General features: G+C 38.9%; 20 protein-coding genes. 13 read left to right on the plus strand and 7 right to left on the minus strand.

The features are described from left to right. Positions 1-6 precede the first annotated feature (6 nt). A complete protein-coding gene (locus F0226_RS09255; RefSeq protein ID WP_171735379.1) occupies positions 7-444 on the minus strand; it encodes a DUF3069 domain-containing protein in 438 nt (145 codons plus the stop codon). 131 nt (positions 445-575) lie between these two features. Between F0226_RS09255 and F0226_RS09260 the strand changes: the two genes are divergently transcribed. Then, positions 576-1,535, plus strand: a complete 960-nt coding sequence (locus tag F0226_RS09260; RefSeq protein WP_253820795.1) for a diguanylate cyclase — start codon at positions 576-578, stop codon at positions 1,533-1,535. Positions 1,536-1,583: 48 nt separating this feature from the next. Here the strand turns inward: F0226_RS09260 and F0226_RS09265 are convergent, their stop codons facing one another. Next, entirely contained in the window at positions 1,584-2,828 is a 1,245-nt protein-coding gene (locus F0226_RS09265; RefSeq protein WP_171735380.1) for a GGDEF domain-containing protein, read from the minus strand. Between the two features lie 243 nt (positions 2,829-3,071). Between F0226_RS09265 and F0226_RS09270 the strand changes: the two genes are divergently transcribed. The 9 genes from F0226_RS09270 to F0226_RS09310 all read left to right on the plus strand — a co-directional run bounded on the left by F0226_RS09270 (position 3,072) and on the right by F0226_RS09310 (position 11,522). Next, positions 3,072-3,437 carry a late competence development ComFB family protein gene (locus tag F0226_RS09270; protein WP_171735381.1) on the plus strand — a complete coding sequence of 122 codons (366 nt, stop codon included), beginning with the start codon at positions 3,072-3,074 and terminating at the stop codon, positions 3,435-3,437. Between the two features lie 24 nt (positions 3,438-3,461). Beyond that, positions 3,462-3,743: an HlyU family transcriptional regulator gene (locus F0226_RS09275; protein ID WP_171735382.1), complete on the plus strand. Its 282-nt coding sequence runs from the start codon at positions 3,462-3,464 to the stop codon at positions 3,741-3,743. 299 nt (positions 3,744-4,042) lie between these two features. Next, positions 4,043-5,596, plus strand: coding sequence for a Re/Si-specific NAD(P)(+) transhydrogenase subunit alpha (locus F0226_RS09280; RefSeq protein ID WP_171735383.1), 1,554 nt, complete (start codon positions 4,043-4,045; stop codon positions 5,594-5,596). Positions 5,597-5,609: 13 nt separating this feature from the next. Next, positions 5,610-6,989: a Re/Si-specific NAD(P)(+) transhydrogenase subunit beta gene (gene pntB, locus F0226_RS09285; RefSeq protein WP_171735384.1), complete on the plus strand. Its 1,380-nt coding sequence runs from the start codon at positions 5,610-5,612 to the stop codon at positions 6,987-6,989. A gap of 166 nt (positions 6,990-7,155) precedes the next feature. Further along, entirely contained in the window at positions 7,156-8,610 is a 1,455-nt protein-coding gene (vxrA, locus tag F0226_RS09290) for a sensor histidine kinase VxrA (protein WP_171735385.1), read from the plus strand. Then, positions 8,585-9,244: a response regulator transcription factor VxrB gene (vxrB, locus tag F0226_RS09295; protein ID WP_171735386.1), complete on the plus strand. Its 660-nt coding sequence runs from the start codon at positions 8,585-8,587 to the stop codon at positions 9,242-9,244. The genes vxrA and vxrB overlap by 26 nt, the downstream gene beginning before the upstream one ends. After that, positions 9,244-10,122, plus strand: a complete 879-nt coding sequence (locus tag F0226_RS09300) for a DUF2861 family protein (protein WP_171735387.1) — start codon at positions 9,244-9,246, stop codon at positions 10,120-10,122. Before vxrB ends, F0226_RS09300 begins: the two co-directional genes overlap by 1 nt. A 60-nt stretch (positions 10,123-10,182) precedes the next feature. Next, on the plus strand, positions 10,183-11,331 hold the full coding sequence (locus F0226_RS09305) for a conjugal transfer protein TraF (RefSeq protein WP_171735388.1): 1,149 nt from the start codon (positions 10,183-10,185) through the stop codon (positions 11,329-11,331). Positions 11,332-11,372: 41 nt separating this feature from the next. Beyond that, complete coding sequence (locus tag F0226_RS09310; protein ID WP_171735389.1) at positions 11,373-11,522, plus strand: YoaH family protein; 150 nt, start codon at positions 11,373-11,375, stop codon at positions 11,520-11,522. Positions 11,523-12,821: 1,299 nt separating this feature from the next. Here the strand turns inward: F0226_RS09310 and yciH are convergent. After that, a complete protein-coding gene (gene yciH, locus F0226_RS09315; protein WP_171735390.1) occupies positions 12,822-13,133 on the minus strand; it encodes a stress response translation initiation inhibitor YciH in 312 nt (103 codons plus the stop codon). A 5-nt stretch (positions 13,134-13,138) separates the two neighbouring features. Further along, complete coding sequence (locus F0226_RS09320) at positions 13,139-13,507, minus strand: DUF3319 domain-containing protein (RefSeq protein ID WP_137374223.1); 369 nt, start codon at positions 13,505-13,507, stop codon at positions 13,139-13,141. A gap of 100 nt (positions 13,508-13,607) precedes the next feature. Here F0226_RS09320 and F0226_RS09325 point away from each other — a divergent pair, with 100 nt between their 5' ends. Next, entirely contained in the window at positions 13,608-14,576 is a 969-nt protein-coding gene (locus F0226_RS09325) for a tyrosine-type recombinase/integrase (RefSeq protein WP_171735391.1), read from the plus strand. A gap of 26 nt (positions 14,577-14,602) precedes the next feature. Here the strand turns inward: F0226_RS09325 and F0226_RS09330 are convergent, their stop codons facing one another. Both F0226_RS09330 and F0226_RS09335 read right to left on the minus strand, forming a co-directional pair. Continuing rightward, a complete protein-coding gene (locus F0226_RS09330; protein ID WP_171735392.1) occupies positions 14,603-15,604 on the minus strand; it encodes a D-alanine--D-alanine ligase in 1,002 nt (333 codons plus the stop codon). Between the two features lie 162 nt (positions 15,605-15,766). Beyond that, positions 15,767-16,342, minus strand: coding sequence for an SPOR domain-containing protein (locus F0226_RS09335; protein WP_171735393.1), 576 nt, complete (start codon positions 16,340-16,342; stop codon positions 15,767-15,769). A 232-nt stretch (positions 16,343-16,574) separates the two neighbouring features. Between F0226_RS09335 and F0226_RS09340 the strand changes: the two genes are divergently transcribed. Next, positions 16,575-19,259: a bifunctional acetate--CoA ligase family protein/GNAT family N-acetyltransferase gene (locus tag F0226_RS09340; protein ID WP_171735394.1), complete on the plus strand. Its 2,685-nt coding sequence runs from the start codon at positions 16,575-16,577 to the stop codon at positions 19,257-19,259. Here the strand turns inward: F0226_RS09340 and F0226_RS09345 are convergent. Next, positions 19,248-20,135: a LysR family transcriptional regulator gene (locus tag F0226_RS09345; protein WP_171735395.1), complete on the minus strand. Its 888-nt coding sequence runs from the start codon at positions 20,133-20,135 to the stop codon at positions 19,248-19,250. The genes F0226_RS09340 and F0226_RS09345 overlap by 12 nt on opposite strands. 228 nt (positions 20,136-20,363) lie before the next feature. On the opposite strand from F0226_RS09345, the gene F0226_RS09350 reads away from it, so the two are divergent. Further along, the gene (locus F0226_RS09350) at positions 20,364-22,511 is read left to right on the plus strand and encodes a TonB-dependent hemoglobin/transferrin/lactoferrin family receptor (RefSeq protein WP_171735396.1); all 2,148 of its coding nucleotides are present in this window, start codon (positions 20,364-20,366) and stop codon (positions 22,509-22,511) included. Positions 22,512-22,794 lie beyond the last annotated feature (283 nt).

Genomic DNA, 22,794 nt, shown 5'->3' on the forward strand with positions numbered 1-22,794 from the left:
AACCTATTACTTCGTAAACACTTCTTTAAAATCAGTTTTCAAGATTGGGTCACGACGAGCTTTCTTGATTTGTTTAACCATATCTTTCACACAGTTGTGTAAAACTTGATCAAGCAACTGCGCGCGGTACTCTTCTTTTCCTTCATCAGTCATGTCTTCAGGTAACTTAAGAGTCGGGAACTCTTCCATTACGTTCACACCTGCGAATGATTGGCTAACAGTAATCAATGCATGAAACTGTTCGAAGTTATCAAGAACATTTTGTGCGCTTGCAGGTAGAGTATCCCATGCTTCACGTACTGCTTCTTCAGACACTTCGTGAATAGAAGTAACCATGTTGTGCATCTCTTTTGGAACTTCATCAAATTCGATAACTTGGCGTAGCTCAGGTGAGATAGTGGTTAAATCAACTTCTTGTTGGTCGTTGTTTGTAGCGTCTGACATAGTATTTCTCTTCAAAAAGAAACAATGCTAAAAAAATCTGTAAAAAAGTCAATCAAATATAGTAATTAGTGCATGAATTAGAGCGGTTTTTCATATACTTTAGAGTATTCGGTAACCTGCAGGGTAAAGGAATGACAGGTAAAGGTTCTTCTATGCGTATTTTATTGGTGGATGATGTTCAGTTGGATAGAATGCAGCTGGCTATTAGACTCAAGCAATTAGGGCATGATGTTGAAGCTGTTTCCAGTGGTAAAGAAGCATTATCTTTGTATTCCCAGTTTGACCCAGAGCTAGTTTTACTTGATATAAGCATGCCAGAGATGGATGGTTTTGAAGTGGCTAACCAAGTACGAAAAACATTTCCTGAGTGGGTTCCTATTATATTTTTAAGTGGTCACGAAGAACCAGAGATGATCGCTCAAGCGATCGATGCTGGAGGCGATGATTATCTTATTAAGCCTGTAGACAAAGTCGTTCTAAATTCCAAGCTCATCGCAATGCAGCGAATTGCCTATATGAGAAGAGAGCTGAAACAAGCAAGTGCAAAACTTGAAGAGTTGAACACACTTCTTCAACTACAAGCGAATGAAGATGGGTTGACCAAAATTTATAACCGCCGCTTTATGGATACCAAACTTGAAGAAGTTTTAGCATGGCACGGAAGAAGAAAAGCTGCGATGACCTTAATATTACTCGATGTGGATTTCTTTAAACCTTACAACGATAATTATGGGCATATACAGGGCGACAAATGCTTACAAAACCTAGCCGCAACATTAAATCGCCTTTTTGAGCGAGCTGGTGAGTATGTGGGACGATATGGTGGTGAGGAATTTGTTGTTATTCTCAGCGATAGCGGTACTCAGAGTGCGTCTAAGCAGGCTTTACGGATTCAAACAGAAATTCACAATATGAATGACAAGCACGAGCATTCAAGTGTTTCAGATAGAATAACCCTCTCTCAAGGTGTGGTTTCTTTTAACCCCAAAGGCGCTGAATCATTAAATGAAGTGTATGAAGCCGCTGATAAAGCCTTGTATCAAGCGAAACAAAATGGGCGTAATACGTTTGTTTGTGGTTCATTAATATAGCGTGTAACTGAAAAATCAAACGCCTAATTATAGTCTTACCATCTTTAATTAGGCATGGTGGCTAACGAGGCAGTTTCTACCTGCTTTTTTCGCGCCATATAAAGCATTATCCGCAAGCTTTATGACTTCTTCCGGTTGGCGCGTTGTACTGCTATCTGCCACACCAATACTCACCGTAACATTCACTATTTTTGACGTAGGCGCTACTTTGCCACGCTTTTTCATTCCAGTTTCATCACTTTCTGGTCGCGACTGGTTATTGCGTATCGTCATATCATAACTTTCAATGTCATGAATCAAATCTTCAAGGTGTTCTTTCACTTGATGAATCTGCTTTCCTTTGAAAATAATAGTGAATTCTTCACCTCCATAACGGTAGGCTTTGGCACCGCCAGACGTTAACTTTAAACGGCTAGCGACCAATTTTAGAACATCATCTCCAGTATCATGGCCGTATGTATCATTGAATGATTTGAAATGGTCAATATCAACCATCGCCATCGTATATTTACGACCCAAGTGCTTCATGTCGACTTCAAGAGCGTGTCTTCCAGGGATGTCCGTTAATTGGTCATTGAAAGCCATAGCATGGCTCGCAGACATCACATAAACAATAATAAGTATCCCAGAAAGCGAGAACATAGTGCTGGAGATGTATTGTATATGGAAGAAAACAAAGGTAGTAGAAGCAAGCAAAATCGAACTGTATACAACGACATCAATAGGGCGGTTGTAAAGCAGAACCAGAATAGACGTTAACCCTGATAAACCTAATCCATATAGTACTAAGATTAAAGGAAGCTTAGACACTGAAGGGACAGTAAATAAGACCCCTTCACTCCAAGTTTCAAACCCACCATCGTTGAAGTGGTTAAGGATAAGCTGAGACCAGATGATGAAGAGCAATAAGATGCTCACATATAAGGCAATGACTTTTGAGTTCACGCCAGTATCAGGAAATGCATACACAAATAAGCAAGCAACTGGAAGTAAGGTTGCTAGAAGAGACAATTCAAGCAGCGTAGTTCCGCTACTTAAAGGGGTCTGTAACCGATATTGAATAATGCTATAAGCAGTAAGCATGGCAAGAGACACCATCGCCATTCTGCCTTGCTTAAAGGTATGACAAAGTACCCCTGCCACAATTAAGAGGATATAGGGTAGATTACTTGCGATACCTAAATTAGAGTTGGTGACTAATATGACGTTGTTCATGCCAATTAATAGGACGCCCAACAGTAACAAAGGAAAGAAAAATCGAAATAAACTCGATGTTACAAATGAAGATGTCATTTAAGTAATGTGCCTAGCTAAACTGATAATCTTATAATTAGAATTGACTTGTAGGATACGGCTAAAAAACAAATGGCCAAGCTTTTTACCCAGTTTCTAGGTAAAAATACAAAGCACTAGCTTAAAATATGATAGATGATTGACAATAGTTCAACCTTATTCATATTAGTTTCTATTTGCTATTGCACATTAATGAGACTAAATAGTATATAAGAGTTAAGTAGTTACTGATGGAGAAGCAGGATGCAGATTAGTGTCGATGTACATAACTATATGGAAACACTGGTAGGTCACGTACTCGCGAAAGACGAATATATTGAAAAGTATGATAACGAGCAGCTAGCTGATTTGGCCTGTTTGGCCCTAGGCCAGCTTCGACCTATTTACATTCGTTTCGACATAGACTTTCTTTCGGCTTTAGCTGAAGAAAAACTCGTTCAATACAAGAGCAACAGTGAAGTTGCTGTTAAAAATGCAGAGGCGATGATCCAGCAAGATCGTCGAAAAAACAGAGAAGACGATATTCCTGTCATATTTGCACATCAAAGTTTTGATGATGATGTTGAACTAGAGTGGTTCGAGAAGCCACTGCTGAAAGGCAATAAATAGTTATAAACAGATAAGGAGCAATACGTGGGGTTATTTTCTAGGTTATTTGGTGGCAAAGAAAAAGCAGTAAAAGAAGTCAGCATTGAGCCTGTTGAATATAAAGGTTTTCACATTTATCAAGATCCTATTGCTGAATCTGGGCAATACCGAGTTGCTGGTCGAATTGAAAAAAAAATTGATGGAGAAGTAAAATCTCATCGCTTCATTCGCTCTGATGTGGTTTCAAACAAAAATGATGCAAACGAATTAATGCTTAAGAAAGCACAAATGTTTGTTGATCAAATGGGTGATGGCATTTTTAGTTAACCAATTAGGGTTAGACTTGATGTTAGTCATAATTTTAAGAGCTTTCAGTGTATATGCTGAAAGCTCTTTTAGTTTGGGAAGGCAAACTCAACTAGCTGTCTGTTATTAAAGGGAAAATATTAAGGTGGTTTGACCTCTTGAATTATTTCCTATTAATACTCAGACAACCCAAGTGATTTATAAGCGTACAAAACTGTTATATGTAATAACATTTTCGATTCTTGTTACAAAAAACTTGAAGTATTAGTTGCCGTTAGATACAAACGAATAATCATTGTGCCAATAGTAAAGGAATCGCTATGCAAATTGGTGTACCAAAAGAGATACTCGCGGGTGAAACTCGAGTCGCTGCTTCACCTAAATCTGTAGAGCAACTGCTCAAATTAGGGTTTGAAGTTTGTGTTGAATCGCAAGCAGGAGCGCTAGCCAGTTTTGATAACGCTGCTTACGAAAAAGCCGGCGCTTCAATCGTAACGAAGGAAGACGTTTGGGATTCAGAATTGATTCTGAAAGTGAACGCTCCAATCGTTGACGAAACGGCTGACATTAATGAGATTGATCTGCTCAAAGAAGGCGCTAGTTTAGTCAGCTTTATTTGGCCTGCACAAAATCCAGAGTTAATGGAGCAATTGTCCAGCAAAAACATAAATGTTATGGCAATGGATTCGGTTCCTCGAATCTCACGAGCTCAAGCTCTTGATGCATTAAGCTCTATGGCAAACATTGCGGGTTACCGTTCAGTTGTTGAAGCCGCTCATGAATTCGGACGTTTCTTTACAGGGCAAATTACAGCCGCTGGTAAAGTGCCGCCAGCAAAAGTTTTGGTAGCAGGAGCTGGGGTTGCAGGTCTAGCAGCTATTGGCGCTGCTGGTAGCCTAGGTGCTATTGTTCGCTCATTTGATGTTCGACCTGAAGTAAAAGAGCAAGTTGAATCTATGGGTGCTGAATTCTTGGAAGTTGACTACCAAGAAGACACAAGTGCAGGTGACGGCTACGCAAAAGAGATGTCAGAGGCATTCAACAAGAAAGCTGAAGAACTCTATGCAGCACAAGCAGAAGATGTCGATATTATTATCACGACTGCACTTATTCCAGGCCGTCCAGCTCCAAAGTTAATTACCAAAGAAATGGTTGATAGCATGGCTGCAGGCAGTGTGATTGTCGATCTCGCTGCAGCTAACGGTGGTAACTGTGAATACACAGTCGCAGACCAAGTTATTACAACGGCTAATGGCGTAAAAGTAGTTGGCTATACCGATATGGTCGGTCGATTACCTACGCAGTCATCTCAGCTATACGCAACCAACTTGGTAAACTTGCTTAAGTTACTGTGTAAAGAAAAAGACGGCACTATTGATATCAACTTCGACGATGTTGTATTACGTGGCGTAACGGTGGTTAAAGAAGGTGAGATCACTTGGCCAGCTCCACCAATTCAAGTTTCAGCGCAACCTCAACAAGAAAAACCAAAAGCAATCAAACCAGAGCCAAAAGTAGAAGAGCCTACTTCTCCAGTTAAGAAGTATATTGGCTTAGGGGCTGCAGTAGGGGCTTTCGCTTGGGTAGCTTCTGTAGCACCAGCGGCATTCTTATCTCACTTCACAGTTTTTGTTTTAGCTTGTGTAGTTGGTTATTACGTTGTTTGGAATGTTTCTCATTCATTGCATACACCATTAATGTCTGTAACGAACGCAATTTCAGGCATTATCGTTGTGGGTGCACTGCTACAAATCGGGCAAGGAAGTGGCGTTGTAACGTTTTTATCTTTCATTGCCGTTCTAATTGCAAGTATCAATATATTTGGTGGCTTTACTGTGACCAGACGTATGCTTGAAATGTTCCGTAAAGACTAGTGAGGAGTAACCAATGTCTGAAGGATTAGTACAAGCGGCATATATTGTTGCTGCTGTGTTCTTTATTATGAGCTTAGCGGGTTTATCTAAGCAAGAATCGGCTCGTGCGGGTAATTACTACGGTATTACTGGTATGGCTATCGCATTACTTGCCACAATCTTCGGCCCTGATTCTCAGGGTGTAGTATGGATCATCATTGCAATGGTGATTGGTGGGGGTATTGGTATCCATTACGCCAAAAAAGTTGAAATGACCGAAATGCCAGAGCTTGTTGCTATTTTACATAGCTTCGTTGGTATGGCTGCCGTTCTTGTCGGTTATAACAGCTACATTGATGCACCAATCGCAGCAACTCATGCTGAGCATGTTATCCATTTAGTTGAAGTGTTTTTGGGCGTATTCATTGGTGCGGTAACGTTTACTGGCTCAATTGTCGCATTTGGTAAATTACGCGGTGTAATTTCATCATCAGCTCTGAACATTCCTCATAAACATAAATGGAACTTAGCGGCTCTAGTATCATCAGCATTACTTCTAAGTGTCTTCGTGAATGCAGATGGTAGCATGTTCGCTATGATTGTGATGACTCTAATTGCTTTCGCATTTGGGTATCACTTAGTGGCTTCAATTGGCGGTGCTGACATGCCAGTTGTTGTGTCAATGCTGAACTCTTATTCAGGTTGGGCTGCGGCTGCGGCTGGTTTCATGCTTGCAAATGATTTGTTGATTGTAACTGGTGCGTTAGTTGGCTCATCTGGTGCAATTCTTTCTTACATCATGTGTAAAGCAATGAATCGCTCTTTTATCAGTGTTATCGCAGGTGGTTTTGGCCAAGAGGTTTCAGTTTCTACAGAAGTTGAAGACCAAGGTGAACACCGTGAAACTTCTGCTGAAGAAGTCGCAGACATGCTTAAGAACTCTAAGTCAGTCATCATTACTCCTGGATATGGCATGGCAGTAGCTCAAGCTCAATACCCAGTGCATGAAATTACTGAAAAACTTAGAGCTCAAGGCATTAATGTTCGATTTGGTATCCACCCAGTAGCTGGTAGGTTACCGGGTCACATGAATGTACTGCTTGCTGAAGCAAAAGTACCTTACGACATCGTATTAGAGATGGATGAGCTGAATGACGACTTCGGCGAAACCGACACGGTACTTGTAATTGGTGCCAATGACACAGTTAACCCTGCTGCACTTGATGATCCAAATAGCCCAATTGCCGGCATGCCAGTACTTGAAGTATGGAATGCACAAAATGTAATTGTATTTAAGCGTTCAATGAATACTGGTTATGCAGGGGTCCAAAACCCATTGTTCTTCAAAGAGAACACGCAAATGTTATTTGGTGATGCTAAAGAAAGTGTGGATGCGATTTCTAAAGCGCTTTAAAAAAGCTGATTACTAATAACTAGAAGTTGTAGTTAACTAAAAGCCAGCAATTTGCTGGCTTTTTTGTGTTTATAAACCAGAATCGGGGCAGTAAAAGTCTAATCAATTTATCTTTGCCTTGTTCTGTTATATATTTGATTTAATAGAATGTAATTACGTATCGCTTGTGACTATAAAAACAATACTATCCTTCATTTCAGTGTCACTTTTAATTTCTGCAAATTCATTTGCAGATTCACTACCTGAGCGCATAGATAATTTCACAAAATTATTTGACCACCAAACTGCCATCGATTCATATGACATACGTGTTTTACAGTCTGATTACCCAAACAAGTTAATCACACCTTCTTCAATGCTACCTCAAACAGCTAAATATCCTCTAAAAGATATTCAACGGCTTTATCAATTATCAAAGACCTGTAGTGGAAAGCTTCCTTTAAGCCCTCTTATCACCGAACCACTCGTTTTTACCCGCGCATTATGTAAAGGAACTAAATTATCTGTTCGCTGGTTTAGTCGAAGTGGACTTATACACCCAGGTGGCGGCTCTTATGCCGCAAGGTATGTCGAAAAGTACCCGGAAAAATTTGAATCTCTTAAGCAGTTCATGCATATACAGGAACGTAAAAGTACAGATAGCAATGAGTTATTAGGTCGCCTTAAGAATATGGACAGTGATGCTATTACTGCATTAATTGCTGGCGCTAGTATGTTTGTCGAGTTAGACGAGATTTGGCTCAAACGTGGTGACCAGTACTATCTATATAGTGAAAGTATCTGGAAAGATAATGCCAAGCTATCAGGTCTTTCATTCAGTTTGCCTTCAGAAGGTCAAAGCTGCTTTGTTCAAAGAGGTAACATATGCTGGGAAATTGAAGATCACTCGGAACTTCTACAGCTATCAATGCTTGTTCTTGTTGTAGCGAACATTTTACTTGTCATCGGCTGGGCGCTTTATCGCTGGAATAGCAAGAAACAAGAGCTAAAAAGTAGAATGCTGGTACTCCAAATTTTGACTCATGAACTTCGCACTCCAATTGCAAGCTTGTCACTAACAGTTGAAGGTTTTCGCAGAGAGTTCGAACATTTGCCTGAGTCAGTATATGATGAATTTCGGCGTCTATGTGAAGACACAAGGCGCCTTAGACAACTTGCCGAAGCCAGTAAAGATTATCTTCAGTCAGATAATCAACCACTAGCAACTGAGTGGCTTCCTAGTGTCCAAGATTGGCTTGAATATAAATTGGAAGAAGAATTTCCAGCAGGCATCACTCTAAAAATTAATGCTGATATTGCAGCTAAAGTGAATATATACTGGCTAGGCACGTGTATTGATAATTTAATTCGCAATGCAGCTAAGTATGGTATTGCACCAATCACCGTCGATGTAACAACTTCTAACAAAAGTCTGACATTCAGAGTGATAGATAATGGAGACTTGACCCGAAAAGATTGGGAACAGTTAAAGAAGCCGTTTGTAAGTAAAAGCGGGCTCGGCTTAGGGCTAACGATAGTTGAATCTATGGTTGGCAAGATGGGAGGGAAAATGACATTAATTGGCCCACCAACGACATTTATTTTGGAGATACCTTGTGAAACAGACACTGCTACTCGTTGAAGATGATAAAAATTTAGCCGATGGCTTATTAGTCAGTTTAGAACAAGCTGGATATGAATGTTTACATGCTGAAACCATTTCTGAAGTAGAAGGATACTGGGAACAGGCAGATCTTGTAATTTTGGATAGACAACTTCCTGATGGCGATTCAGTCGATCATTTACAGGGTTGGAAACAGCTAAAAGATGTACCCGTTATCCTGTTAACAGCATTAGTGACAGTGAAAGATAAAGTTGCAGGGTTAGACTCTGGTGCAAATGATTATTTAACGAAACCATTTGCTGAAGCAGAGTTATTTGCAAGGATCAGAGCGCAGTTAAGATCTCCCGATTCTGAAGAACAAGACTCAACAAAAGTTTTCTCTCAAAACTTAGTAATAGATAAAGCGACACGCGAAGTATTCTTCAATGAAGACGCGGTAACTTTGACAAGAACTGAATTTGATTTGCTTTTATTCTTAGCGAGTAACCTAGGCAGGGTATTTACACGCGATGAATTACTTGATCACGTGTGGGGGTATAATCACTTTCCAACAACAAGAACAGTTGATACACACGTTTTACAATTAAGACAAAAACTACAGGGCTTAGAAATAGAAACTTTACGCGGTGTTGGCTACAAGATGAAAGCTTAATGAGAATAACGACCTTATCAGTGATGTTACTTGCTAGCTTGTGCAATTTTGTACAAGCTGCGGATTGGTTTGATAATAATGATACGCTTACACAAGTTCATAAACATTTATTGGACGACGACCTTCCTGGAATGTTTGAGTCTCTTGTTGAAGTTTGGCAAAACAACCCAACACAAGTGAAAGAAGAACACCTGAATGAACTTTTCACCCAAGCTCTTGATAGAGACTGCGGTAAAAGCCTAGCAAAACCAGCACTTCCTAGCTGGATAAGTTCATTAGTGATTAAGCGCATAGCAATCCAAAGCCCAGGAAGAGACAGTTACCGCGTTGTTGTCGATGCTGAAACTGAAGGCTTAATTCAAAATATCGAATTAAGTCAGTGGGTCGATAAACCAATTTCAAGTGATAGTATTTTCTCTGAACCTCCTTTTCAAGATTCAGATAAGTCTACGAAACTCTACAGAAAGCGTTATAACTTAAACTCACCCCTTGATTCAGGCTTATTTAGATTAACGGTAAAATCAAAAAGTAACGAAACTTGGAGTTCATGGGTAATACTAGGCGAAGTCATACTTAAGCAGCAAGTGCGCTGGGCTTCAAAAGATTCATGGCGAGTGGATAAAAAAGAATTATTAAACCCCTATTGTCCATTACCTCGTCTTGAGGTTGGACTGTTCGATTATATCGACGGACAATATGAAGAAGTCTGGGGTAAAAGGTATGAATCTGATTATCCAACAACCGTAGAAAGTGGAAATATATCTAATGATCGATATGTTTTAGCAATCTCAATGGTTCATTCCCGCTGGCAAGGTGATATTGCTATCGAACAAACGCAAAGTATTAGCAAAACATTCGATATTTCTGGTAGTGAATAGTTAAAGTAATTTAAAATTATGCCGTTAACAATGTTAGGGATATAACAAAGAATTATCAGCATGAATAAAACAATAAAACTACTCGCAGCATCTATTTCAATAGCCAGCCTTCCAATAAGCGCTGCCAATTACGCGATCGAAGCAAGAGGAGATGCAATGGGGGGAGTTGGTGTTGTATCTGCTAATTTCTTAACCGCTCCTTTCTATAACCCTGCACTTACTGCTATATATCGACGAAATGACGATGTAGGCATGATCACTCCAAGTTTTGGTATTTCTTATAATGACCCTGATTCACTAGTCGATGATATCGATGCGGTTTTGGGGGCATCATCCTCTGCTGATATCACAAGCGCTTTAAATGACTTAAATGGCGATAAGCTAAAATTAGAGATTGGGGGTGTCGTTGCTTTTGCAATCCCTAATCAATTTATTGCCGCCAATGCATTTGGTAAAGCGTACACAGAGTCATTTGTCACTCCCGAAGTTTATACTGCTTCCGGGACTGCTTTAACAAATGCTGAACTTACAGCAATCAAAGCAGTCTCTATTGGTGTTACGGAAGTTGGTATTTCACTTGCCAAATACCAAACTTTCATGGGACAACATATTTCATTTGGTATATCTCCAAAACTTCAAAGAATTTATACATATAACTATATTGCATCGGTAAACGACTATGACTTATCAGATGTAAGAGAAAATGATTCAGCAGATACACAATTCAATATGGATGCTGGAGCCTTATGGTTTTTTGGTCCATTCAGAGTCGGCTTTGCTGCAACGAATTTGATTAGCCGAGACATTGAAACCAAGTATGTAGAAAAAGTGCTTACTGCAACAGATTCATCTACAACAACGGTAACAGCACAACACTCTTATAGTATGGGGCCTGTATATACCGTAGGCGCAGGCATTGTTTCAGACTACTTCACGGTGAGTGTCGATTATGATTTAAATGAAGCTAAGAAGTTTAGTTCTTTTGATGATAATGAGCAGATGATACGTATTGGTACTGAAGTCGACTTAATGCGCCAATTAAAGCTAAGAGGAGGTTACTACCAAAACTTAGCATACTCTGGTTCTGAAGGTACGATTACAGCAGGTGTGGGAATATCTCCACTGAACTTATTCCAATTAGATATCAGCGCTAATTACACAAATGAAAATGCAATGGGTGCATCCATCAATTTTCTTGCTAGTTACTAACTCTCCTTATATAGTTCGGCTTCTAGTATTTGGAGCCGAACATGCTAAACGACTTACCAACACTTTCTCATGCAGAACAACAAGCCGCAGTTGAAAAAATTCAAGAGCTAATGACTCAAGGAATCAGCACAGCCCAAGCCATTAAAATTGTTGCAGAAGACATCAGAAAAGAAATGAATGAGAAAGAGTAGGGGATCGTTTAGGTCAACCTACTTATAGCGAATACTAAGTCGCTATTTCGTTGAATTTCAACAAAAGCCGATAAGTTTAACTTATCGGCTTTTTTCATATCTAAACCATCCTCTCTAGATCCACGATTCGCCCATAATTTAAGTTAATGCATAAACATGTGTATGAGCCAAATCCTAGAGCACTATAAATTTAAACTTACGTGTTCAGGGTAAAATCCTGCCATTAAACTTTCTACTGAATTCATTGAAAACATTAACCGAAAGTTAAAATTAACAATTTAAAACAATAGCTTATAACAGATTATTACTCTAAACAGGCCTTTACCACTCCGAAATCTGTAATAAAGATACAGATCCAAGCGTAACTCAAACAAAAGGTGTCATTAATTATGACACTGACTGTTCAGCATGAAAATGAGTGAATCAGTACGAGAAATGACTGATTTAGTAAACGTGTATTGATTTATTTGAACAATCAAATAAAAGGCGCGTAGATCTTAGGTATCTATTCCCATAAATGATTTTGGTTTTGAATGGTGATTATCAGGACACTAAAAAATTCTGTTCTTACTATTCATATGGAGAACACCAGTTAATGCTCGTTGATAAATATTGATTTTGATGTTAGTTAATAAAGGCGGCTTTTAGCTCTCGATACACTGTAACTTATATCCATTTAGACTGAACACAGAACGACATCAATTGAAAAATTTGGTTGCTAGCTATGATTATATTCAGCAGTCACAACACTGGCGACATCTGATTTAACAGCTTATAGGATTTCACCAGCACATAATGGAAAGCCGTATATTGGTAAGCAACGTGCAAGTTGATATAGAGATAGATGTTTTTGTTCTTGAACGAAGGGAGATTTTATTAAGTATTCACAAAATATAGATCCCGAAGAATACCTAATTTGCAGTATAGCCCAATATAGTTAAACCTCAGGAGACTGTTCACGGGATTAGATCGATAAATGCCTCTAATCAAAATATAACTGAATTCTTGTCATAGTAATTATTTCATTAAATTTGTAATACTCAGATATGGTTATTCCAAGCCTAGTGCAGATTGTAAAATCCCCACCGCCTTGGTGCGTATTATCTATCTTATGTTAAATTAACTGCAAGATAATAAAGGGAGCGGCTATCTTGCGGCTCCCTACTCGTTAAGCTCTTGGCTTTGTTAACTCTGGTGTTCTAATTCCGACTATTTAACAGTAATGCTTATTTACCATAAAATACCTAATATCTATCAATAATAATCTTCGATTTTATCTCTAGTATTAGAATATAAAAATTAGCCGCCTGAGAATTTAACTTTAAAGCCTTTCTTTTCTAAGTGAGCTTTGATTTTTTCTCTGGCGTCGCCCTGTATCTCAATGTTTCCATCTTTAACTGAGCCACCGCAGCCGCATACCTTTTTAAGTTCAGCAGCCATCAGTTTCAGTGGCGCATCATCTAGGTCAAGACCTGTCACAACAGAAACGCCTTTGCCTTTACGACCTTTGGTTTCTTTTTGAATTCTTACAATGCCATCACCCTTAGGGCGTTCGGCTTTTTTCTCTTCAGGTGCAATACGACCAACATCGGTGGAATATACTAAGCTCATAATTTTTACTTCTTTTGTTGCTGTGCTTTTTGTTTAGCGACTAAATAGGCTTCAATATGCCTTTGAATTGCAGGTTTAGCGCCCTTGATCAGTTTACCATTAAACATACAATACCAGGCATTTGGATCACCGGTATCATTTTTGATTTGGTACCCATTAAAGGTTTCAGCTTGGTTAGCCCCTGGTCTTTCTTTATTTAGAGCTGAGAATTCTTTAGGTTCAATAATTGATGCTGTGTCTAGCCACCAATCAATGCTCTTTTTTACAGCGGTCAAATTACCTTGAATGACGCGCGTTTTAAGCTTTGCTTGCCATACTGTATTCTTTGCATCTGTTGAAAGCAGATGTACTCCACGATAAATAGAATTAGCCATATTTATGAATCATCTTTTAGGTTTCACTGCATTAATCATAATTGCACTTCTGTTGATATCAAGCATAATATGTCAAAAATATTAATTTAAAGGCTTTAAATTGCGAAAAAAAATACCAGAATTTACAGACGCTTCCGAAATTAAAACAATTGTCCAATTACTGGAGACGCAACCTACAATAGATCTGATCGATTCCATCACAAATCATGAATATTCCAAAAACTCGATACTTGGAATCTATTCTGATTGGAATCACTATAGAACCTTTTGCCAATCTCACCACATCAAAGCGTTGCCAGCATCAGTAACGGCAATCCGCCGTTTCCTTGAAGTTGAATCGCAAAGAAGAAAATTTGCATCCCTTAAACGTTACACTGCAACATTGAGCATGCTTCATACCATCTTGGGGTTTGCTAACCCAATACCACATAGGCAAGTCCGTTTTACGATATTAAATCTACAAGCAAAGATGTCGGGAGATGCAAAGCAAACTGTGGCTTTTACTCATGAGCACCTAACACAATTAAATGCTCTTTTATCAAATCCGGCTGCGCTTTATCAGGTTAGAGACTTAGCTTTATATAATGTGATGTTTGAATGTGCCCTTAAACGAGCAGAGCTAAAAGCCCTTAGATTTTCTGATTTACAATGTGAAGATGTGACCCAACTAAAGATTTCTATAAACGGATCTATTTATCAACTATCGAGTGAAGCGTCTTCGTTATTAAATAATTGGCTAGTAGCTTCTAGTTCTAAAGATCAACTTCCCCTATTTCGCTCGATTGATCGGCATGGGAATGTGAGTCTAAATCACCTGGATGACTCTTCTATCTTTAGAATATTAAAAAAAGCAGGCGATTTGTTACATTTACCAAAAGGTTGTTCATTTTCAGGTCACTCAATAAGAGTGGGTGCCGCTCAAGAGTTATCAAATCAAGGTATGAACATTCGTGATATTCAAGATTTCGGGCGTTGGTTGAGCCCAGCAATGCCGTTGCAATACATCGGAGCAAAAGACACTGCGGGTAAAGAAATGCTTAAATTTAAATCAATAACACCTTGGTACTAAACCCTCAGCTATGACGGTATTAGGCATTAAGTGTTTACTAAACTTGTTCTCACACAATTCTCTAAGAACTTTGAAAATTGGTGCCCATTGTGCTCAACCATTTTGGGAAACATAGAAATTGGTGTCATTCCTGGGAAGGTATTCACTTCATTAAGATAGATCTCATTATCTTCTGTTAAGAAAAAATCTATTCTTGAAAGGTGTCTTAACTTCATCTGCTTGAAGACTTTTCTCGCACTATTTTCAATCAGTAACAATTGTTCTTCAGACAGTTCATCTGCTTCAATCTTAGTTATTGAGTGGCTATCTGAACTGTACTTCTCTTCATAAGAATAAAAAGCACCATTAGGCGCAATAACTTCACCTGGTTTACTCAAAAACAGCTCGCCATCAAATTCGTATGCTGCCACTTCAAGTTCACGTGGAACGACTGCTTTCTCAATGAGAACTTGTTCTGAATAACCAAAAGCTTGATCTATAGATGAGTCCAAACTGTCGATATCGGTTACTTGATAACAGCCAATTGATGACCCTTGGCGTGCAGCTTTAACAAAGACTTTCTTCCATTCTTTAAACGCTTTTGAAGCACTGTCATGCGACTCTTTATCATTTTCAGAAAGGAATAAATAAGGCGTATTTGGTATGCAAATAGCGTCATACCATAGCTTTGATGTGATTTTGTTGAAACTGTTATTACTTGCTTCTGAACCACAACCTAGATAAGGAATCTTTGCTAATTCAAACAGAGATTGTATGTCACCCGTCTCACCTGGGAAGCCATGAATACACGGAACAATAAAATCAATGCTTTCCTTAGTATCATAACCACACAATGATTGATCATTAATATCAAGATATACCACTTCTCCAGTATCTAAACACCAACCTTCCGTTTTAATTTCTACCTTGATGACTTCAAAATCCTGAACCGTATTTAACTGTTCAAACAGATACTTAGCAGAAACTAGAGAGACTTCATGCTCAGAGGAGCCTCCACCACATAGTAAGAGGATTTTAGTTTTGTTCATGGGGGAATTCGTTCCTTGATACTAGAAGTGCATTTTGTTCATGATAAACAATTGAAAACATAGGTACAGTGTTTTGCAAACTAATTTACAGTTGAGAGAAACAAGTGATTAAGTATTCATCAAAAAAGGAGCCGAAGCTCCTTTTTTACTTATCAGATTTTATTAATTCAGTTTATTAAGCGTTGGGTAATCTGAATTTTTTATATCGTCGATACTTTTAACGAATGGTTTCAAATTTTGAAAACTTTGAGGCAACGTAGAAATAGCTTTTTTAGCATCAAGTTTTGTTGCGTAGTCACCGTACAAAACACTGAACCACTTAGTTCCGTTCACTACTTTGTAGTTTTCCCAAATTGGTTGAGACGTTTGAGGCAGCATATTCACAAAAGTATCTACTTTAGCTTGGCTACCAACAGCAACAACTTGTACTGTGTAACCAAAACGCTGATTCATTTTAATTTGTTTTTTCGTTGGTGGAACAACTTTTGCGCTTGGTGATTCAGGGCTTAGTTTCACTACTTTCTTATCTTCAGCAGGAGATAGTTTTACTACATTAACTTCTACGCTCTCTTCAGTAACACCCGCACCCATTTCATTAGATTTAGACACGACAGGCGCTTGCATTGTCGCTGTTTTATATTCTTCCTGATAACTTTCAGAAGTTACATCTGTTATGTAATTCTCAGATGCACATGCAGCCAAGAGCAGTGGCAAAATCGCAATTGCAAATTTTTTCATGGAATGCTCAACGTCCTTAATAATAAATTACTATAAATCATGCCCATAGCACGGGATGGAATCAAGTTAACTTTATCATTATACACCATTACTGGGTGACCTATTTCACAAACTTTATTATGTATGTACGGTCTATCATCAATTTGTCGAAATCTTTATCACTTCGTACATTGTATATACGCTACGATACTTAATCATATTTCTTTGAAATTATTACGGTTAGGGAATGCTTATGAACCATTTAGACTCTTTACTAAAACCGCGTTCAATTGCCGTAATTGGCGCTTCTCAAAAAGGAAATCGAGCGGGTTTTATTGTTATGAATAACTTGCTCCACAGTGGATTTTCAGGGGCGATAATGCCAGTCACCCCTAGATATCAATCTGTTGCAGGTGTTCTCGCATACAAAAGCATATCCTCCCTTCCAATTACCCCTGAACTCGCAGTTATATGTACCAACGCATCTCGTAATGTACAAATCTTCAAAGAATTAGCCGAGAAAGGAATATCTGCCGCAATTGTACTTTCATCTGAAATGTATAAGAAAAGTGACAGCGGAATCTCTCTTGATGAACAATGCCTTAACATTGCTAAGAAACATAATATAAGGATTCTAGGTCCAAATAGCTTAGGGATTATTTTACCTTGGTTGAACCTAAATGCGTCGTTTTCACCTATCGGTGCCCTACCAGGAAAAATTGCTTTCGTTTCTCAGTCAGCGGCTGTTTGTACAACGGTTCTAGACTGGGCTAATGACAAAGAGATTGGCTTTTCTGCTTTTATTTCAATTGGTAATAGTAGTGATATAGGTTTTTCAGAGTTACTGGATTACCTCAGTACTGACTCACATACAGATGCTATTTTGCTTTACGTCGATACAATAAAAGATGCTCGACGATTTATCTCTGCGGCAAGAGCTGCTTCCCGAAATAGAAGAATATTAGTACTAAAAGGAGGAAAGACACCAAGAGGAAGAGCGGCAGCAATGGCTCACACCGGCGGTGCTGACACTCTCGACATTATCTATGATTCTGCTATACGACGAAGCGGTATGTTGCGTGTTAACAATATGCATGAACTCTTTGCAGCGGTTGAAACTTTAACTCATTCAGTGCCGCTTAGAGGGGAAAGGCTCGCAATTGTAACGAATGGCGGTGGTCCAGCAATTATGGCTGTAGATACACTTTTCGAACGTGGCGGTAAGCTTGCAGATCTTTCTGACAATACTTTTCACAAACTAAATGGATTTCTACCAGATAGTTGGTCTCATAATAACCCAATAGATATTGTTGGTGATGCCAATCAAAAACGGTACATAGATACGATTAATGCCTTGCTAGATGGGGATGAAGCCGATGCCATACTTATTATGCACAGCCCTTCAGCTATTGCTCACTCAACAGAAACCGCACAAAAAATCATTGAAGCAATCAAAGCACACCCTAGGCATAAGCGATTTAATATATTAACCAATTGGTCTGGCGAATTGACTGCAAAACCAGCTCGAAAACTATTCACCGAAGCAGGTTTCCCTACCTATAGAACACCTGAAAGCTCAGTTGTAGCATTTATGCATCTAGTGGAATATAGGCGAAACCAAAGACAATTAATGGAAACACCGACTACAGCTGAGAAAGTACACATAGAAGATCTAGCGGATGCGAAATTATGGATAGAACAGCACTTACTGGATAAAAACACAGTACAACTCGATACCCACCAAAATAGCCATTTATTTAAAAGTTTTGACCTTGAAGTTTTACCGACGTGGATAGCTTCTGACCCAAGTGAAGCGGTACATATTGCAGAAAACATCGGTTACCCTGTAGCGGTGAAATTACGCTCTCCGGATATAGCGCATAAGTCAGATGTGCAAGGTGTGATGCTGAATTTACGCAATAGCCAAGAAGTAGCTAATGCATCGCAAGCTATATTAGATCGCTCTCAACTTTCATACCCTACAGCAAATATTCATGGGTTACTTGTTCAAGGAATGGCTAAGTTAGCCGGTGGACAAGAATTAAGAATCAAAGTCACCACAGACGCGACCTTTGGACCGATCATTTTACTTGGTCAAGGAGGCTCTGAGTGGGATGAATCTATTGATGCGGCGGCTGCATTTCCACCTTTAAATATGACGCTAGCTCGTTACTTGATTATAAGAGCAATCAAAAGTGGGAAGATTCGATTACAGAAACTTCCTCACCCGATCGATATTAAAGGCTTGTCTGAGCTTCTTGTTCGAATATCACAGATGGTTGTGGATTGCCCGGAAATAACAGAGTTGGATATTCACCCACTACTCGCTAATGGTGATAAATTTACCATTCTTGATGCTGATATCACACTCACCCAGTACAAAGGTAACGCTCAAGAAAGGCTGGCGATTCGGCCCTACCCTGTAGAGCTAGAGGAAATCATCCAACTCAAAGACGGTTCTGAGATCCTTCTTCGTCCTATTCTTCCTGAAGATGAGCCATTACATGCAGACTTCATTAATAAAGTTTCGAAAGAAGATTTATATAAGCGTTTCTTTAGTGACATCGGAGAGCTCAATCACGAAGCTTTAGCCAATTTTACGCAAATTGATTTTGATAGAGAAATTGCATTTGTTGTTCTGAAAGAAATAGATAATAAACAGGCAATCATTGGTGTATCTAGAGCTTTAATCAATCCCGATAATACTGATGCTGAATTTGCTATTTTGATTCGTTCAGATCTTAAAGGGATGGGTTTAGGACGAATTCTGATGTCAAAAATTATCGATTATTGCCGTTCAAAGAAAACAACGCAAATGTCAGGTATGACAATGCCAACAAACAGAGGCATGCTCACTCTAGCTCAAAAGTTAGGGTTTGAACTAGAAGTAAGCTTTGAAGATGGAACTGCAGACATGCTGCTGAAATTAAACGAGTGACCACGTTTTTTTGATGTGTTGAATACACCAAGATTTAGCGTCACCAATTTTATTGCGTCTCCAGGCGAGTACAATATCGATCCCATGTGGCTCTGTACCCGCAATTTGTTTCAATTGACCAGATTCAATTAATGGTTTCGCTATCACTATTGGCAATGTACCAATACCTAACCCTGCAGTTAGCGCCTCTACCTTATATTTAATGCTCGTTACGGTTAATCTAGGTTGTTTTTCTAAAATGTTTACACTTAATGCGGGTTGCTCCCTTGCTGTATCAGCAATTGCTATAACCCTGTAACTTTCTCTGGCGGCTTGATCAAACTCACCAGATCTATTATGAACATAGTGGTCACTAGCCGCTACCCATATTAAATCGATATGACCAATTGTGTCACTTTTAACATCATTCGGTATGGTTTCAGGTTTAGGGCAAACAAGAAGATCAGCCCTGCCCTCTGCTAGTGATTCCCAACAGCCTGCTAGTATTTCTTCCTGTAAACGTACACGTGTTTTACTCACCTTACCCAATTCATCGACAAGAGAGAAAAAATTATCGATTGGAATTAACCCGTCAAAGGCAATGGTGATATCCAGTTCCCAACCGTTCGCTAATACAGTCGCGTCATTTACCAACTGTTGAGTCGCACTCAAGATAACTCGACCTTGCTCTAAGATAAGCTTTCCAGCCTCGGTAAAGTTCGCTTTATGCCCTGAACGATCAAAGATCATGATGTCTAAATCTTGCTCTAACTTTTGAATTTGATAGCTCAATGAAGAAGGTGCGCGATCAAGCTCATTAGCTGCTGCTGCAAAGCTACCTCTCCGATCTATAGCGTCTAAAATGTGTAAGGCTTCTAATGTAATAGGACTTTGCATCTTTTCTCCAGTACGATATATCGTGACTTAAATCACATTACTGCCAAATGTAATTCAAAGCGAACGAATTTATTTTACCTTAATAAACAATAAATTAAATACATTTCAGGCTAAATAACTGTGTAACTTATTAATAAAGTTAAATGCAAACAATAGTAATTATCATTTAGATCTAATATTATTCGACCAGCTCAAAATAATAGACTACGGAACTAAGGTAATTATTAGATGTATAAGCACACCCTACTCTCAGCTTCAATTGTATTAGCTCTCACGACAACTTCTGTTCAAGCTGAAGATTATGCCCTATTTGATGAAGTTGTAGTATCTTCAACTCGAACAAATCAGACGATTCAAAATACTGCCGCATCTGTCACTGTGATCAATGACCAAGCTATTCAAGAAAGCATGGCTAAAGATGTTAACGAAATTTTTGAATACACTCCTGGCGTAACAATGAACTCAAGCTCACGTCAAGGTGCACAAACTATCAACATTCGTGGAATGGAAGGTAAGCGTGTAAAGATTCTTGTTGATGGTTCATCACAGCCAGGTTCATTTGATGGTGGTCCATATAGCTTCATTAATTCAAGTGGCATCTCAATTGACCCTGACATGCTTAAGAGCGTAGAGATTATAAAAGGTGCTGCATCAAGCTTGCATGGTAGTGATGCCATTGGTGGCGTTGTTGCATTTGAAACAAAAGATCCCGCCGACTTCCTTAAAGGCGGCAAAGATATTGGTGGGCAGGTCAAATTATCTTACTCTTCTGAAGATAAATCCTTTAGCGAACATGTAGCTCTAGCGAACCGTTTTGGCGATCTCGAAACTCTAGTCGCTTATACACGCCGTGATGGTGAAGAAACGCAAAACTTCAGAAACCCTAACGATCTAGAAAACTATGGTCTGGAAGGACAAGATACATCAGCTGATAACTTATTAGTAAAGTTGCAATACCAATTAAACGATGATCATCGAATTGAGTTTTTAGCTGAACTGATTAAAGACACTTCTGATTCCGATATTCATCATTCTAGCTACACGACTTATACAGGTGAAGATGATACCGAGCAGAATAGATTCGCGATTAAACACATTTGGTTTGCCGACGCTGCAATAGCCGACACGATTACGAGTAAAGTGTCTTACATCACTAAAGAAGAAAACGGTGTAACGAATCGCTTTAAACCTGCAGGTCCAGGTATGCCACCTTGGGTTCCTGCAAATAACGACAATATGCAAACTAAAAACTATGTGTATACCGAAGACAAACTTGAAATTGAAAGTCAGTTAGATAAAGAAATTGATAACCACTATCTTGTTTATGGCGTTACGTACACTAAGAGCGATATCAGTAATACCAACATGGAATACAATTCTGACCCGGCAACAGACGATAAATTGTATGTCTATACACCTGATGCTAAAGAGCAGAAATTTGGTTTGTTCTTACAAGATGAAATCAGTTTAAACAATGACAGACTAGTATTAACTCCAGGTGTTCGCTTTGACCATTTCGAGACAGACCCTGGTAACAATACAGGTGATGAACTTACTAAGTTCTCAGACTCAGCTGTAACCGGTCGTTTAGGTTCTACGTATAAAGTAACTGAAACAGGAACTGTTTTTGGTCAAATAAGCCAAGGTTTCCGAGCCCCGTCTTTCGATGAACTGTACTACACCTACGACAACCCAGCTCATGGCTATGTTAACGATCCAAACCCTGATCTTAAGTCTGAAAAGAGTATTTCTTACGAGCTAGGTTACCGACATAACACTGGTGCTTCATCTACAGAAGTTGCAGCTTACTACAGCGATTATGATGATTTCATCGAGACTGTAGTAACGAAAAAAGTCGGCGGAACAACGCATTACTCTAATGTAAACTTAGACTCAGCAACAATTAAAGGCATCGAGTTTTCAAATACTTTGATGTGGGATGTGTTAGTTGGTGCGCCTGAAGGTATCTCAACTCATTTTGTTGCTGCTTATACGGAAGGTGAAGATGGGAATGGCTATGCGCTAAATAGTGTTAATCCATTGAATGCTGTTCTTGGTTTAAACTTTGATGCACCAAGCTCTAAATGGGGAACAAGCTTTAAGGTTAATTACACGGCCAGCAAGTCAGGTTCAGACATCAACAACGATGATGATAATGGCGGTAACACAGGACAAGCTGAGCTTCCAAGTGCAACGGTTCTTGATTGGACGGCATATTACAAACCAGTCGATAACTTAACAATCCGTGGTGGTATTTTTAACCTAACGGACAAAGAATACTATCGTTGGAATGATATCCGTGGCGATGATGCACTTTATAAAGAAAACACTCAAGCAGAGCGTAACTACGGTATCTCCGCTAACTATCAATTCTAAGTTTTCTTAAATCATAAACACAAAAAAGCCAGCATAAATGCTGGCTTTTAGCTATTTCACTAAAAAATGTATAAAAAAGGTATAAAAGTGAAATTATTTGTCAGCCATCTCTTTCTTAACCATTACTGCAGAAGCAACGATGAAAGCAATAATAAGACCAAGTTCCATTACAAACTCCGTAAAAAGGTAACATTTCGTAAATATATCGTGCGGATAATAACATATTGAACGATTAATGATACTTTTTAACCGCCACTTTATGTTTTTTACGACTTAGATCAAT

Source organism: Vibrio sp. 99-70-13A1 (assembly GCF_013114625.1).
Classification (GTDB): domain Bacteria; phylum Pseudomonadota; class Gammaproteobacteria; order Enterobacterales; family Vibrionaceae; genus Vibrio.